The 13,736-nt window shown below is 70.8% G+C and carries 13 protein-coding genes; 7 read left to right on the top strand and 6 right to left on the bottom strand.

Annotated elements, in window-relative coordinates; translation table 11 throughout:
- Positions 1–13: 13 nt before the first annotated feature.
- The 3 genes from IG62_RS49710 to IG62_RS0135010 form a co-directional block, all read right to left on the bottom strand.
- Entirely contained in the window at positions 14–148 is a 135-nt protein-coding gene (locus tag IG62_RS49710) for a hypothetical protein (RefSeq protein WP_267887934.1), read from the bottom strand.
- Positions 148–1,329 (bottom strand): CaiB/BaiF CoA transferase family protein, encoded by a 1,182-nt coding sequence (locus tag IG62_RS0135015; RefSeq protein WP_037840074.1) that lies wholly within the window; start codon positions 1,327–1,329, stop codon positions 148–150. Before IG62_RS0135015 ends, IG62_RS49710 begins: the two co-directional genes overlap by 1 nt.
- 180 nt (positions 1,330–1,509) lie before the next feature.
- Complete coding sequence (locus tag IG62_RS0135010; RefSeq protein ID WP_051799040.1) at positions 1,510–1,890, bottom strand: MmcQ/YjbR family DNA-binding protein; 381 nt, start codon at positions 1,888–1,890, stop codon at positions 1,510–1,512.
- Positions 1,891–2,053: 163 nt separating this feature from the next.
- On the opposite strand from IG62_RS0135010, the gene IG62_RS0135005 reads away from it, so the two are divergent.
- On the top strand, positions 2,054–2,794 hold the full coding sequence (locus IG62_RS0135005) for an MgtC/SapB family protein (protein WP_030813088.1): 741 nt from the start codon (positions 2,054–2,056) through the stop codon (positions 2,792–2,794).
- Positions 2,795–2,861: 67 nt separating this feature from the next.
- Here IG62_RS0135005 and IG62_RS0135000 read toward each other — a convergent pair whose 3' ends face one another.
- Positions 2,862–4,391, bottom strand: a complete 1,530-nt coding sequence (locus IG62_RS0135000; protein WP_267887935.1) for a sialate:H+ symport family MFS transporter — start codon at positions 4,389–4,391, stop codon at positions 2,862–2,864.
- A gap of 270 nt (positions 4,392–4,661) precedes the next feature.
- Here IG62_RS0135000 and IG62_RS0134995 point away from each other — a divergent pair, with 270 nt between their 5' ends.
- Positions 4,662–5,852 (top strand): saccharopine dehydrogenase family protein, encoded by a 1,191-nt coding sequence (locus IG62_RS0134995; RefSeq protein WP_030813080.1) that lies wholly within the window; start codon positions 4,662–4,664, stop codon positions 5,850–5,852.
- 34 nt (positions 5,853–5,886) lie between these two features.
- Here the strand turns inward: IG62_RS0134995 and IG62_RS0134990 are convergent, their stop codons facing one another.
- Positions 5,887–6,591 carry an endonuclease V gene (locus IG62_RS0134990; protein WP_037840081.1) on the bottom strand — a complete coding sequence of 235 codons (705 nt, stop codon included), beginning with the start codon at positions 6,589–6,591 and terminating at the stop codon, positions 5,887–5,889.
- A gap of 168 nt (positions 6,592–6,759) precedes the next feature.
- On the opposite strand from IG62_RS0134990, the gene IG62_RS0134985 reads away from it, so the two are divergent.
- Positions 6,760–8,181, top strand: coding sequence for an amidase (locus tag IG62_RS0134985; protein WP_030813073.1), 1,422 nt, complete (start codon positions 6,760–6,762; stop codon positions 8,179–8,181).
- A 34-nt stretch (positions 8,182–8,215) separates the two neighbouring features.
- Positions 8,216–8,515, top strand: a complete 300-nt coding sequence (locus IG62_RS0134980) for a YciI family protein (RefSeq protein WP_030813070.1) — start codon at positions 8,216–8,218, stop codon at positions 8,513–8,515.
- A gap of 66 nt (positions 8,516–8,581) precedes the next feature.
- Here IG62_RS0134980 and IG62_RS0134975 read toward each other — a convergent pair whose 3' ends face one another.
- Positions 8,582–10,048: a sugar porter family MFS transporter gene (locus IG62_RS0134975; protein WP_030813067.1), complete on the bottom strand. Its 1,467-nt coding sequence runs from the start codon at positions 10,046–10,048 to the stop codon at positions 8,582–8,584.
- Between the two features lie 467 nt (positions 10,049–10,515).
- Between IG62_RS0134975 and IG62_RS0134970 the strand changes: the two genes are divergently transcribed.
- The 3 genes from IG62_RS0134970 to IG62_RS0134960 all read left to right on the top strand — a co-directional run bounded on the left by IG62_RS0134970 (position 10,516) and on the right by IG62_RS0134960 (position 13,445).
- Positions 10,516–11,421 (top strand): SIS domain-containing protein, encoded by a 906-nt coding sequence (locus tag IG62_RS0134970; protein WP_030813064.1) that lies wholly within the window; start codon positions 10,516–10,518, stop codon positions 11,419–11,421.
- Positions 11,422–11,489: 68 nt separating this feature from the next.
- On the top strand, positions 11,490–12,371 hold the full coding sequence (locus IG62_RS0134965; RefSeq protein ID WP_030813061.1) for a class II fructose-bisphosphate aldolase: 882 nt from the start codon (positions 11,490–11,492) through the stop codon (positions 12,369–12,371).
- 258 nt (positions 12,372–12,629) lie between these two features.
- A complete protein-coding gene (locus tag IG62_RS0134960; protein ID WP_030813058.1) occupies positions 12,630–13,445 on the top strand; it encodes a DeoR/GlpR family DNA-binding transcription regulator in 816 nt (271 codons plus the stop codon).
- Positions 13,446–13,736: the final 291 nt, after the last annotated feature.

Here is a 13,736-nt window from a genome sequence, read left to right as displayed (position 1 = left end):
CGGCGGGCCCTCCTCAGAGCCGGTTCTTGACGGTCTTGACGGGTTCGGCGGCCCGGGTGGCGGCCGGGTGGGCCGGTTCAGGGGCGACGGTGGCCTCGGCGGCCCGGGGCGGGTCGGCCGGGTGGTGGAGCGGGGTGGTGAGTTCCATCAGTGGGCCGCGTCCTTCTGCTCGGTGCGGTCCGGGGTGCCGGTGGGGCCTTCGGAGGGCGGGGGGAGGAGGCTGGGGGCCTGCCAGTCGTGGGCGATGTCCTCGGTGTCCGCGCCGGGCCGGGCGGGTGGTGTGCGGATCGCGCCCGGGGTGTGCGAGAAGCGGGGTGCGGGGGCCGGCTGGGTGATGCCGCTGTGGTCGACGAAGGTGCCGCGGGCGGCGAGGTGCGGGTGGTGCGGCGCCTCGCGCAGGGAGAGCACCGGCGCGACACAGGCGTCGGAGTCCTGGAAGACCGTGGTCCATTCGTCCCTGGTGCGGGTCTTGAAGCGGGCCGCGATCGCGGTGCGCAGTGCGTCCCAGGCGGCGAGGTCGTCCCGTGCCGGGGCCTCGTCCTCGATGCCCAGCAGCCGGATGAATTCGCCGTAGAAGCGCTTTTCCAGGGCGCCGACGGCCATGTACGCGCCGTCGGCGGTCTCGTAGGTGCCGTAGAACGGTGTCCCGCCGTCCAGCAGGTTGGCGCCGCGCCGGTCCTGCCAGCCGCCGGCCGCCAGCATGCCGTGGATCATGGCCGTCAGGTGGGCGGTGCCGTCGACGATGGCGGCGTCCACGACCTGGCCCCGGCCGCCTTCGGTGCGGGCGTGCTGGAGTGCGGCGAGGACGCCGATGACGAGGTAGAGGGAGCCGCCGGCGTAGTCGCCGAGGAGGTTGGCGGGGAGGGCGGGCGGGCCGTCGGGCGGGCCGATCATTCCCAGGGCGCCGGTGATGGCGATGTAGCCGATGTCGTGTCCGGCGGTGTCGGCGAGCGGGCCCTGCTGGCCCCAGCCGGTCATCCGGCCGTAGACCAGCTTGGGGTTGCGCGCCAGGCAGTCCTCGGGGCCGACGCCGAGCCGCTCGGCCACGCCGGGGCGGTAGCCCTCCAGCAGTACGTCGGCGCGTTCGGCCAGGTCGAGGACCTGGGCGACGCCCCGGGGAGTCTTCAGGTCCACCAGCACGGAGCGTTTGTTGCGGTTGGTGATGTCGTAGGCCGGGTCGATGGCCAGTCCGGCTCCGCCGGGGCGGTCGACGCGGACGACGTCGGCGCCGAGGTCGGCCAGCAGCATGGCCGCGAACGGCCCCGGGCCGATGCCCGCGAGCTCGACGACCCGTACGCCGTGCAGCGGGCCGTTGTCTGACTCCGTCATCGCGCCCCATGCCCTTCCGCACTGTGACACTTCTGATGTAACACTCGTGATGTTAAGAACGTGTTCCACTTTCCACAAGCCCCCCTGTACCAAGTGGCGACCACGCGGAAAGGCCCGTGCCGACGAGGCTCAACTGCCCTCGCCGCCACGGGCCTTTGCGCGCCTGCTGCCGCTGCGCCGCTATCCCCCGTCGAGCTCGGCGATGAGCTTCTTGGGGGCTATGACGCGGTACGACTCCTCCGCCCAGTCGCAGAGCAGCTCGGCCGGCGGCGTCCCCTGCCCGTCGAGCGGGATCCGCACCCAGCCGGCCTTGCCCAGGCCGTAGCCCGCCGGCTCGGCGCCGGGCGTGCTCAGGGCGTGGCCATGCGCCTCCGGGTCCGTCAGCTTGACCGTGACGCCCGGCGAATGGCTGCCGTCTTCGACGCCGAGGAAGACGAAGACCTTCTTGTTCACCTTGATGACGCTCTCGCCCCACGGGAACTCCTCCACCGCCCCGGGCAGGCCGAGCGCGAACGCCCGTACCCGCTCCCGGACCGCCACCGGACCCGCCGCCTTCGTCATGAGCTCCTCCACGTCCGTTCCCCCGCCCGGCACCACTTGCGGCACCGCCCCGGCGCCGTGTGTCTCGCGCACGGGCCGGCCGACGCATCCCACGCTAACCGCGGGCACTGACAACGGCCCGCGCAGCGCCGGTCGCCCGGCCGACAGGGGGACAATTGCCGCCATGTCTGATCCGCAACTCGCCGCCGCACTGTTCGACTTCCACGCCGGTCAGGGACTGCGCCAGTTCACCGAACTGGCCCTGGCGCTGCTGCTGTCCTCGCTGATCGGCCTCGAACGGGAGGCCCGGCAAAAAAGCGCCGGACTGCGCACCCACACGCTGGTCGGCGTGGGGAGCGCGCTGTTCATGGAGGTGTCGATCCATGGCTTCGGGGCGCTGCTGGGCGCCGACGGCGTGGCGCTCGACCCGTCGCGCGTCGCCGCCCAGGTCGTTTCGGGCATCGGGTTCATCGGCGGTGGCCTGATCTTCGTCCGGAAGGATGCCGTCCGCGGCCTGACGACGGCCGCCACCATCTGGCTGACCTGCGCCATCGGCATGGCGTGCGGCGGTGGGCTGCCGTGGCTGGCGATCGGCGCGACCGCGGTGCACTTCCTCGTCGTCCGCGGCTTCACGAGGATCTCCGACCGGATCGCGAAGGAGCCCTCCCTCACCCGGGTCGATCTGCGCATCGCCTACCGCACGCAACACGGACTGCTGGGGCGGATGTTGGAGATGTGCACGGGCCGCGGGTTCCGGGTGACGGACGTCCAGGTGGAGACCGGGGTGGACGAGCAGCGGCTTGCGGCCGAGGTGCTGCTCCGTCTGGAGGGCGCCGCCGCGGCCCATCCTCTGGTGGAGGCGCTGTCCGAGTTGGAGGGGGTGCGCGGGGTGACGCTGGGACGGCAGGACGACCGTACGGAGTGACAGGACGGCCATAGGGAGTGAACAGGCCGCGGGGGTCCAGTACGGCGCGAGCCCGGTTCAGCACGGTTCAGCCCCGCGTCTCCCCGGCGGCCGGACGCGGCGATGCGCCCCCGGGCACGCCTGCACCGGCATCGGGCTCCGGTACGAGGTGGTCGTCGGGCGCCTGACGGTCGAGCAGTCTCCCCAGACGCTGCGGCACATTGCCGCCCACCAGGAGGATGACGAGCAGCGTCAGCCCGAAGGTGAGCACGGCGAGCGCGCGCCCCAGGGGCATGCCTTCGGCCAGGTGGGCTCCGAGGACGGGCGCCACCGCGCCGCCCAGGGCGCCGACGTTGTAGACGAAGCCCAAGGAGGCGGCGCGGGTCGCGGTCGGGAAGTGACCGGCGAGGTATTTCGGCAGGATGCCGGAGATGCCCTGGCCGAGCGCGAGCAGTCCGAAGACCAGCACGCCGAGGAGGGGCAGGTTGTCGCGGACCGCGAAGACCGGGAAGACGAAGGCGAGCGAGGCCAGCAGGGTGCAGGCGTAGGCGCGCCGGGTCCCGAGCCGGTCGCCGGTGTATCCCGCGAGCCAGCACCCGGCCATGGTGCCGAAGCCCGCGTAGAACATCACGTCGGTGACCTGTCCGGGCGCGTAGCCGAGGTCGGACTTGAGGTAGGTCGGCAGCAGGGCCTGGACGGGCCAGCTATAGAGGAAGGCGCAGAACACGGTGGCCATCAGGGAGACGTACAGCAGCCATCCGCGGCGGCCACCGAGTTGCACGGCGAAGGCGACCAGACACAGGGCCGCGACCCCGGACAGCCAGGGGACGTAACCCGCTCCTACGGGTGTGAAGACGCGGTACAGGGCGGCCGAGGCGGTCGCGGCCAGGACGGCGTTGGGCCAGCGACGGCGCCCGGTGAGCAACGGCCGGAACGGATGCGGACGTTCCCCTTCGGGCCCGGTACCGGACCCGCCGATCTCCCGGTGCCAGTCCCCGGCCTCCGGTAGCGATCTGCGCATCCGGAGGGCGACGAGGACGGGCAGTACTCCGATCCAGAACATCCAGCGCCAGCCCCAGTGGGGCACCACCCACTTGTAGAGCTCGGCGGCAACGACGGTGCCGCCCGCGTACCCGGAGATCAGGAACCCGGACGCCCGGTTGCGCCACCGGGCGGGCCAGGTTTCCAGCACGTAGGTCGCGCTGGCGCTGTACTCCCCCGCCATGCCCAGCCCGATCACCAGACGGGCGGCGAACAGGCTGCTGTATCCCCAGGCGAAGCCGCAGGCGAAGGTACCGAGCGAGTAGAGCAGGATGCTGGCGACCATGGCGGTCTTGCGGCCGTAGCGGTCGCCCAGCGCGCCGAGGAGCGCGCCGCCCAGCCACCGGGTGATGAATGCACCGGAGATCAGCGAGGCGGCGGTGGCGGTGCTCAGGTGGAACTCGTCGGCGATTTCGGTCAGCACCAGGGTGATGAGCACGAAGTCGAAGCCGTCGAGGAGATAGCCGATCCAGGCGGCGAACATCGCCTTCCACTGCCGTGGTGTGACCTCGTGGTACCAGCGCCGTGTTCCCTGAGGGCCGGGTCCGGGTCGGCGGTCGTCCTGGTGGTCGTCCAAGGGGCGCGTCGTCACGGCAAACCGGCCTCCTTCTGGAGTCGGCAACGACGGTAGGGCAAAGACATGGGACGTCCTACGTCATCGCGCTCACGGTGAATGTGTCCCGGTCACCCCGCCCTGTCAAGGGTGCACGTTCCACCCCGCCTCCCTCAGGGCGCCTCCCGTCACCCCGGCCCCAACCGGGATGCGTCAGGCCCGCGTTGACGGGACGACGGCGACTGCCTAGGGTCCGAACACCAGCTCACCAGGGCGGGCGAGAGGACGCGCAGCATGCAACGGCAGAACACCGAGAGACGGGCCCACGACCTCGTCCTCTACGGGGCGACCGGCTTCGCCGGCGCCCTCACCGCCGCCTATCTGGCCGAGCACGCCCCCCGCGACTGCCGCTGGGCGCTGGCCGGCCGCAACCTCTCCAAACTGGAGCGCCTGCGGTACCGCCTGGCCGAAATCAACCCGGCCTGCGGCGATCTGCCGCTGCTGCGGGCCGAGAGCGACGACCGGGACGCCCTGCACGCCCTCGCCGCCGACACCCGGGTGCTGGCGACCACGGTGGGGCCCTATCTGCTGCACGGTGAGCCGTTGGTCGCCGCGTGCGCCGCGGCCGGTACGGACTACGTCGACCTCACCGGCGAGCCGGAATTCATCGACCGCATGTTCTTGCGGCACGACGCGACGGCCCGCACCTCGGGCGCGCGCCTGATCCACGCCGCCGGCTTCGACTCCGTCCCCCACGATCTCGGCGTCCACTACACCGTGGGCCTGCTCCCCGAGGGCGTCCCGCTGCGCATCGACGGCTTCGTCCGCACCAACGCGACATTCTCCGGCGGCACGCTGGCCTCCGCGCTGACCGTCGCCTCGCGGCCGGTCGCCATGGCACGGGCGGCCCGCGAGCGGCAGCGGGCCGAGCTCCGGCCCGCCGGGCGCCGGATCCGGGCCCCGTTCGGCCCGCCCCTCAGGAGCGCGGAGACCGGCACCTGGGGAGTGCCACTGCCGACCCTCGACCCGCAGATCATCGCCCGCTCCGCCGCCGCCCTGGACCGCTACGGCCCCGACTTCCGCTACCGCCACTACGCCGGCGTCCGGCGGCTGCCGATCGCCGTGGGCGGGGCCCTTGGGGCCGGGGCGCTGTGCGCGGCCGCGCAGGTACCGCCCGCCCGTCGGTGGTTGTCGGGCCGTCTGGAGCCCGGCCAGGGGCCGAGCGCCGAGCGGCGTGCCCGGAGCTGGTTCAAGGTGCGGTTCGTCGCCTCCGGCGGCGGCAAACGCCTGATCACCGAGGTCGCGGGCGGTGACCCCGGCTACGACGAGACGGCGAAGATGCTCGCCGAGTCGGCGCTCAGCCTGGCCTTCGACGAGCTGCCGCGGACCGCCGGCCAGGTGACGCCCGCGGTGGCCATGGGGGACGCGCTGACGACGCGGCTCCAGAAGGCGGGCATCACCTTCCGGGTCGTCCGGGAGGCGTAGCCGGCCGCCCCCCACAACAACCAGGGTTTGGGGGTCAGATTTCGGCCAGGGCGCGGCGGCACAGCGCGTCGGCGGCCCGGGTGGTCTCCGGAATCCGGTAGTCCGGCGCCAGGTACAGCGTGTGGGCGCAGGCCCGGTCCAGGCTGACCCGGTGCCCCACGGAGACGAAGACCGGTTTGACGCCCGTCCGGGTCCGCAACGCTCGTCCCACCTCCTCGTCGCCGTCCAGGAGCGGAGAAGTGGCGCCCCGCTCCGGGCCGGGAGGGTCGTACCGGAAAGTGAAGGGGTTCTTGGCGACACCGATGGTGGGGAGGCCGGTGAGCACCCCCAGGTGGCTGGCGAGCCCGAAGCGGCGCGGGTGCGCCACCCCGTAGCCGTCACAGATCACCAGGCCGGGAGTGCGGGCAAGACGGTCGAGCGCGGCGAGCACGGTGGGGATCTCCCGGAAGGCCAGAAGGCCCGGCACGTACGGGAAGGAGACCTGGCCGACGGCGGTGGCCTCGTCCACGACGGCGCGGGTACGGGCGTCCAGCGCCACGGCGGCCGCGGCGACGACATCGCGCGCGTCGTCGTAGGCGACGTCCACGCCCACGACCGTGCCCTCGAACCCCGGTTCCGGGCCGGGTTCGTCGAGCCGTACGTAGCGCCGCAGCCGGTCCTGGACGGTGCGGGCCTGGTCCTCGTCGGCCGGCCAGCGCCGCAGTTCCTCGTCGCAGGAGATCGTTCCGGGAGTGTCCATGATGACCGCCACGCTACCGAACGATTGACCGGCCCGTTCGCCGGGCGGAACGGCGACCGGACGGACTGTCAGTGCCCCTCGGTACGGTGAGGAGAGTGGTCCCGGCCCGCACGCCGCCGTCCCTCCTCCGCCCTCGACACACGTCCCTGACCCCAGCAGAGGCCCGCCATGTCCGACGCACTCCATGAGCTCGACGCCACCGACCTCGCCGCCCGGATACGCAGCCGCGAGCTGTCCGCCCGAGAGGTCGTGCAGGCTCATCTGGACCGGATCGAACAGGTCAATCCGGCCGTCAACGCCCTCGTCACGCTCGATCCCGAGGGCGCCCTGGCCGCCGCCGCCCGGGCCGACGAGCGCCTGGCCCGGGGCGCCGAGGTGCCGCCTCTGCACGGGCTGCCGATCGCCTTCAAGGACACCCACCTCACCCGCGGTATGCGCACCACGTTCGGCTCGCCGCTCTTCGCCGACCATGTGCCCGCCGAGGACGACCTGGTGGTCGACCGCCTCCAGCGGGCCGGCGCCATCCGCCTCGGCAAGACCAACGTCCCCGAGTTCGCCGCCGGTTCGCACACCTTCAACCCGGTCTTCGGCACCACCCGCAATCCGTACGACACCAGCCGGTCGGCGGGCGGGAGCAGCGGCGGTGCCGCGGCGGCCCTGGCGGCGGGGCTGCAACCCCTCGCCGACGGCAGTGACATGGGTGGCTCGCTGCGCAATCCGGCGTCCTTCTGCAATGTGGTCGGGCTGCGGCCCACCCCTGGGCGGGTGCCTCCGCACCCGGGCGGCAACCTCTGGGACACCCTTGCGGTCCCGGGCCCCATGGGGCGGACCGTCGCCGACACCGCGTTGCTGCTGTCCGCGATGGCCGGTCCGGATCCGCGCTGCCCCATCAGCCTGGAGACCCCCGGCGCGGCGTTCCGGGTCCCGCTCGGCCGCGAGCTGCGCGGCCTGCGCGTCGCCTGGTCGCCGGACCTCGGCGGACACGCACCGGCCGACCCGGACGTCCTCGCCGTACTGGAGCCGCAGTTGAGTGTCCTGGCGGCGCTCGGCTGGCAGGTGGAGCCGGCGTGCCCGGACCTGGCAGGGGCCGACGAGGCGTTCCGGACGCTGCGGGCGCACAGCTTCGACCTGGCGCTGGGCGCGCTGCTCGACGCCGATCGGGAGTCCCTCAAGCCCAGCCTGGTCTGGAACATCGAACAGGGCCGCCGGCTCACCCCGGCCGATCTCATCACCGCCACCACGGTCCGCGGCCGGCTCCACCTTGCCGCGGTGGACTTCTTCTCCCGATACGACCTGCTGCTCGCCCCGGTCAGTCAGGTCGCGCCGTTCGATGCGGAACTGGAGTACCCGACGGAGGTCGCCGGCCGCCCCACGGAGACCTATCTGGACTGGATGCGGTCGGCCTACCTGATCTCGCTTCTCGGGGTGCCCGCCATGTCGGTTCCGGCGGGCTTCACGCCCGGTGGCCTGCCCGTGGGCCTGCAGTTCATCGGTGCGCCGAGGGCCGATCTCGCCGTATTGCAGGCCGGCCATGCCTACGAGGCCGCGACCCGCCACGGGCGACGGCGTCCGGACCTGCCCACCACCTGAGAGCGAGGAAGCCGCCAGTGCAAATATTGCCACCATGTTCGTACTGGAACTGACTTACACCAAGCCCCTCGATCGCGTCGAAGCCGTCCTCGAGGAGCATGTGGCCTGGCTGCAGCAGGAGTACGCGGCCGGGCACTTCATCGCCGCCGGGCGCAAGGTCCCGCGGGACGGCGGCGTGATCCTCGCCGCCGGCGTGGACCGGACGGCCGTGGAGAAGATCGTGGCCCAGGACCCGTTCATCCTCGCCGGTGTGTGCACGTACCGGATCACGGAATTCGTGGCGACGACGACCGCCCCGGCCCTGGAGGCGTACCGGGAGCAGCTGCCGACCTGAGGCCTTACTGGCGTGGCGGGCACCCGGTGACACACAGGGCCGGGCGCCGCCAACCAGGTGGGAATACTAGGAAGACGTGGTGGGCGGCACCGCGGGCTCGCCGAGCGGGGCGGCGCGCACCGTTTCGGGCCGGCCGGCCAGGGGCCACCGGCCGCCGTTGCGCCAGTACTCCTGGATCTCCTCCAGCTGGCGCCCCTTGGTCTCCGGCGCGGTGACGGTCGCGAAGACCAGCGCGGCGAGGGCGAGCACACCGAGCGCCGCGAAGGTCCGCGCCGCTCCTGCCCAGGCCATCAGTGAGGGGAAGAACTGGGCGATCAGCAGGTTGGCGACCAGATCCGCGGTGAGCATCACCGAAGCCCCGGTGGACCGCAACTGCGCCGGGAACGCCTCACTCGCGTAGACCCAGATCAGCGACCCGAAACCGAAGTTGAAGGCCGCGGTGAACAGCAGGATCGCCCCGAAACCGACCCATGTCATGGTGCCGTGCAGCTCTCCCGACCCGAAGACCGCGGTCAGCACGCCCAGCATCACCACCATGGTGCCGATGCCGCAGAGCAGCACCACCCGGCGGCCGAGCCGGTCGATGACGAGGATGGCGAACACGGTGGCGGCCAATGAGGCGAGCTGCACGAAGGACGGCAGCAGGAAGTTCTGCCCGTTGCCGGTGAAGCCCATCTCCTCAAAGATCTGCGGGCTGTAGTAGGTCACGGCGTTGATGCCGGTGATCTGGCAGAAGAACCCCAGCCCGATGACGAAGAGCGTCGCGCGGGCGTAGGGCTTGCGCAGGAGGGAACGCGCCGATCCGCCGCTCTCCTCGGTGAGCGCGGCATTGACGGCCGCGACCTCCGCGCGAGGATCGACGTCCGGGTCGGTCACGGCCATCACTTCGACGGCCCGTTCCGTGCGCCCCTTGAGGACGTACCACCGCGGGGTGTCCGGCAACCGGAGCAGCGGAATCAGTACCAGCGCGGCAGGGATCGCGGAGAGACCGAGCATCCAGCGCCAGTGCCCGCCACCGGACAGGCCCCAGTTGACGAAGTATGTGAGGACGATCCCGGCGACCGTGGCCACTTGATAAGCGGCGACGGAGGCGCCTCGGATACGGGCCGGGGTGGATTCGGCGACGTAGAGCGGCGCGGCGACGATCGAAATACCGATGGCGACGCCGAGCAGGAACCGGACGACGTCCAGCACGACGACATTGGGCGCGGCGGCGGAGAGCGCGACGAACACCGCGTACGAGCCGGCGACGATGAGCATCGCCGCCTTCCGCCCCAACGCGTCGGCGAGCTTGCCGCCCATCAGTGCCCCCACAATGGATCCGAACACCAAGACGCTGTTGACCAGCCCTTTTTCGGTCTCGGTGAGGTGGAAGTCCTTGCTCAGGAACACCAGGGCACCGGAGATGCTGCCGGTGTCGTAGCCGTAGATGACGCCAACGATGGCGCCGGTGAGCGCGAAAAGCCTGCCGGTGCGACCGGAAGTCCTGGCGGACGGCGGCGGAGGCGTCGCGGAGATCGTGGCAGTGGACATGGGAAGTCCTTTGTGCGGCGGGGCGGGCTTGCTGCGTGGGTGGTGACCAGTGAGCGGCGGCCAATGAGTCGTGGCTGGGGAGTCGTGTCCAGGGAGTCGTGGCGAGCGAGTGGTCAGTGACTGATGTCAGCGACTGCGTCAGTGATCGCGACCTTGGCAGTCACTGATCACGGAGGCGTCCGGTCACGGGAGTGACTGATCATGCGAGTATTTGGCGCACTTCACGCAACTGTCAACACCCCTGTCATGCTCTAGAAGCCGCAGGCGGCGTAGTCGCGCCTTACACTCACCCTGCCGCATCCACCCTTTCGAGGGATAGAACGTGGGCAAGATGATGCGTACAGTCGATTGCAACAGACGAAGAAGTTGCAGTTTCGAGCATTACGAACGCAGCGTATTCAGCCGAGGCCGGAAGGAACCGGCCGCAACGGAGCAAGACCGCTTCACGCATCACGGGAGGGTGGGCCATGAGCGAGACCTCGTACATGGAGCAGGAGCTGCACAGCCAGCCGGAGACCTGGTGGCAGGCCGCACGGATCGGAGCGGGCGCCGGCTCGCTGCCGAAGGCGGGCCAACGAGTGGCCGTCATCGGCTGCGGCACCTCCTGGTTCATGGCGCAGTCGTACGCAGCGTTGCGCGAGAGCGCCGGCTTGGGCGTGACGGACCCGTTCGCCGCTTCCGAAGCCTTCCTCGGCGGCGATCGCGGCTATGACGCGGTGGTGGCGATTACCCGCTCGGGCACCACGACCGAGGTGCTGCGGGTCCTCGACGCGGTCAAGGGACGCATTCCGACAGTGACGATCCTCGGTGACCCCGAGACCCCGGCGGTCGCCCTTTCCGACGAAACGGTCGAGCTTCCGTTCGCCGACGAGAAGTCGGTGGTGCAGACCCGCTTCGCCACCACAGCACTGACTCTGCTGCGCGCACATCTGGGCGAGGACGTCTCCCGGGCCGTGACCGACGCGGAAGAGGCCCTGGCCGCAACGATCGAGAAGGAGTGGGTGGACGCCGAGCAGTTCTCCTTCCTCGGCACGGGCTGGACGTTCGGTCTCGCCAACGAAGCCGCCCTCAAGATGCGGGAGGCCTCGCAGAGCTGGACGGAGTCCTACCCCGCGATGGAGTACCGCCACGGCCCCATCTCGATAGCCGCGCCCGGTCGGGTGACCTGGCTGTTCGGTGAGGCCCCCGAGGGGCTGGAGGCCGACGTGGTGCGGACAGGTGCGCGTTTCGTGTGCCATGCACGCGATCCGCTGGCCGAGCTGGTCCTGGTCCAGCGAGTCGCACTGGAGCGTGCCCGGGCCCGCGACCTGGACCCGGACAACCCGCGCAGCCTGACACGTTCGGTGATGCTCGAGGCCCCGGCCGCCTCATAGCCCGCCGCTCCTCCGCCCTGCTCACCCATCCCTCCAACACGCCTGCTCTGCAAGGGAGTTCACATCCCATGCCCCTGGTCCCCACCTCATCCCTCATCGACGCCGCACGTGAGGCGCACGTCGGCGCAGCGGCCTTCAACGTCATCCACTTGGAAACCGCCGAGGCACTCGTCACCGCGGCCGAACGCACCGGCATACCGCTGATCCTGCAGATCAGCGAAAACTGCATCCGCTATCACGGCAGCCTGCTCCCCATCACCCGCGCCACGCTGGCCCTTGCCGAAGGCTCCAGCGCCCGGATCGCGGTCCATCTCGACCACATCACCGATGCCGAGCTGGTCCGCGAGGGCATCACCGCAGGGGTCGGTTCGATCATGGTGGACGCTTCCGCGCTGCCCTACGAGGAGAACGTCGCCACCACCGCCGAACTCACCTCTTGGTGCCACGACCGTGGTGCCTATGTCGAGGCGGAGCTCGGTGAGGTGGGCGGCAAGGACGGCGTACACGCACCGGGCGTGCGAACGGACCCGGACGAGGCCTTGGCATTCGTCAGCGCGACCGGCGTGGATGCCCTCGCCGTGGCCGTGGGCTCGTCCCATGCGATGCACGAGCGCACGGCCGTCCTGGACAAGGAGCTCATCGCGACGCTCCGTGCCGCGCTGCCGGTGCCGCTGGTCCTGCACGGGTCCTCCGGCGTGCCGGACGACGAGCTGCGCCGAGCCATCGCAGCCGGAATGACGAAGATCAACATCTCCACTCATCTGGTCTCCGTCTTCAGCCAGTCGATCCGCGGGACGCTGGATGCGAACCCGTCGCTGATCGACTCCCGGAAATACGTCAAGCCGGCCCGGGAGGCCGTGGCCGAAGAGGCCGCACGACTGCTGGGCGTGCTGGCCACTCCGGCGACGGTCCCGGAGCAGTACGTGGCCCAGGCTCCGGCGCGCGGCTGAGCACGGGCCCGTGGCTGAACTCGAGCCCATGGCTGAGCACGGGCCGCGGGCTGAGCGCGAGCCCACGACTGAGCACGGGCCGAGGGCCGACCACGCGCCTCTGGCTGAGCACGGGTGTATGCCGGAGCACGGACCAGACATGCAAGGAGGCGGGCCCAGGCAGGGAGGAAACCGAGGAGAAGGAGGCAAGAGAGGTGACGAGCGAGAGGTGCCGACCGGGCGTCATCGTGGTCGATTGAGACGAATTAGGCTCGCGCTATGAAGCGCCATGAACGGATGAACGCACTGCTCGAGCTGCTCGGGGAGCGGGGTCGGGTGGATGTCGAGGAGGCAGCGACCGCACTGGAGGTCTCGGCCGCCACGATGCGGCGCGACATGGATGCTCTCGCCGAGCAGCAGTTGCTGACCCGCACCCGGGGCGGAGCGGTGCTCAGCTCGGTGGCGTACGACCTGCCGATCCGCTACAAGCATGCGCACCGGTCGGCGGAGAAGGAGGCGGTGGCACAGGCTGCGGCGAAGCTGGTCGATCGCGGTGACGTCGTTGGGCTGAGCGGTGGCACCACGACCACGGCGATCGCCCGGGCGCTCGCCACACGTCCGGACTTCGCGGAGGCGGGCCCGCAGCCGCATCTGACGATCGTCACCAATTCGCTGAACATCGCCAATGAGCTGGCCGTGCGGCCGCAGATCAAGATTGTGCTCACTGGCGGGGTGGCGCACTCGCGGTCGTTCGAACTGGTCGGCCCCTTCAGCGAGTTGGTCCTCCAGCAGATCTCGATCGATATCGCCTTCATCGGGGCGAACGGCATGGACCCGGTGATGGGGGCCACCGTTCACGATGAGGCCGAGGCCCGGGTCAACCGCCTCATGGCGGAGCGCGCACGGCGTGCGGTGGTCGTCGCGGACTCATCGAAGATCGGCGAACGGTGCTTCGCCCGGGTCGGTGACACGGACGTCTTTGACACCTTCATCACGGACGCGAGCGCCAAGGAAGCCACCCGCCGGGAGTTCGCAGACCGAGGACTACGGGTGGTGACGGCACGCCCACCCGCGAGTGAGCGGGTCAGCGAGTGAGCGATTCGGCGATTCGGCGATTCGGCGATTCGGCGAGCAACGCGGGCGGGGCGACGGGGTGGCTGGCTCTTGCTGGTTGGGGACGGCGTGGGTGGGCGGTCGAGTCGTCGGGCAGTGGGTCGTCGGGCAGTGGGTCGTCGGGTGACTGGGCGGCCAGGTGGGCGGCTAGGTGGGCGTTCTCGCTCGCGGGGTGGTTTGCCGCCCTTGAGTGGTAGCGGGTCATTGGGGAATTGCGGGGTGGGGGGACTGTCTCTTATACACATCTGACGCTGCCGACGAAGAGGATAGTGT

The organism is Streptomyces sp. NRRL S-337 (assembly GCF_000720175.1).
Lineage (GTDB): Bacteria > Actinomycetota > Actinomycetes > Streptomycetales > Streptomycetaceae > Streptomyces > Streptomyces siderophoricus.
Note: the sequence above shows the minus strand (reverse complement) of the source record. Positions and strands in the feature narration are given on the sequence as shown.

What these genes read in the sequence shown, in the direction of transcription:
- IG62_RS0134965 (WP_030813061.1), top strand. Translation starts at nt 11,490, where the DNA reads ATGCCCCTGGTCCCCACCTCATCCCTCATCGACGCCGCACGTGAGGCG.
- IG62_RS0134995 (WP_030813080.1), top strand. Translation starts at nt 4,662, where the DNA reads ATGCAACGGCAGAACACCGAGAGACGGGCCCACGACCTCGTCCTCTAC.
- IG62_RS0134975 (WP_030813067.1), bottom strand. Translation starts at nt 10,048, where the DNA reads ATGTCCACTGCCACGATCTCCGCGACGCCTCCGCCGCCGTCCGCCAGG.
- IG62_RS0134980 (WP_030813070.1), top strand. Translation starts at nt 8,216, where the DNA reads ATGTTCGTACTGGAACTGACTTACACCAAGCCCCTCGATCGCGTCGAA.
- IG62_RS0134960 (WP_030813058.1), top strand. Translation starts at nt 12,630, where the DNA reads ATGAAGCGCCATGAACGGATGAACGCACTGCTCGAGCTGCTCGGGGAG.
- IG62_RS0134985 (WP_030813073.1), top strand. Translation starts at nt 6,760, where the DNA reads ATGTCCGACGCACTCCATGAGCTCGACGCCACCGACCTCGCCGCCCGG.
- IG62_RS0135005 (WP_030813088.1), top strand. Translation starts at nt 2,054, where the DNA reads ATGTCTGATCCGCAACTCGCCGCCGCACTGTTCGACTTCCACGCCGGT.
- IG62_RS0135010 (WP_051799040.1), bottom strand. Translation starts at nt 1,890, where the DNA reads ATGACGAAGGCGGCGGGTCCGGTGGCGGTCCGGGAGCGGGTACGGGCG.
- IG62_RS0134970 (WP_030813064.1), top strand. Translation starts at nt 10,516, where the DNA reads ATGAGCGAGACCTCGTACATGGAGCAGGAGCTGCACAGCCAGCCGGAG.
- IG62_RS0135015 (WP_037840074.1), bottom strand. Translation starts at nt 1,329, where the DNA reads ATGACGGAGTCAGACAACGGCCCGCTGCACGGCGTACGGGTCGTCGAG.
- IG62_RS49710 (WP_267887934.1), bottom strand. Translation starts at nt 148, where the DNA reads ATGGAACTCACCACCCCGCTCCACCACCCGGCCGACCCGCCCCGGGCC.
- IG62_RS0134990 (WP_037840081.1), bottom strand. Translation starts at nt 6,591, where the DNA reads ATGGACACTCCCGGAACGATCTCCTGCGACGAGGAACTGCGGCGCTGG.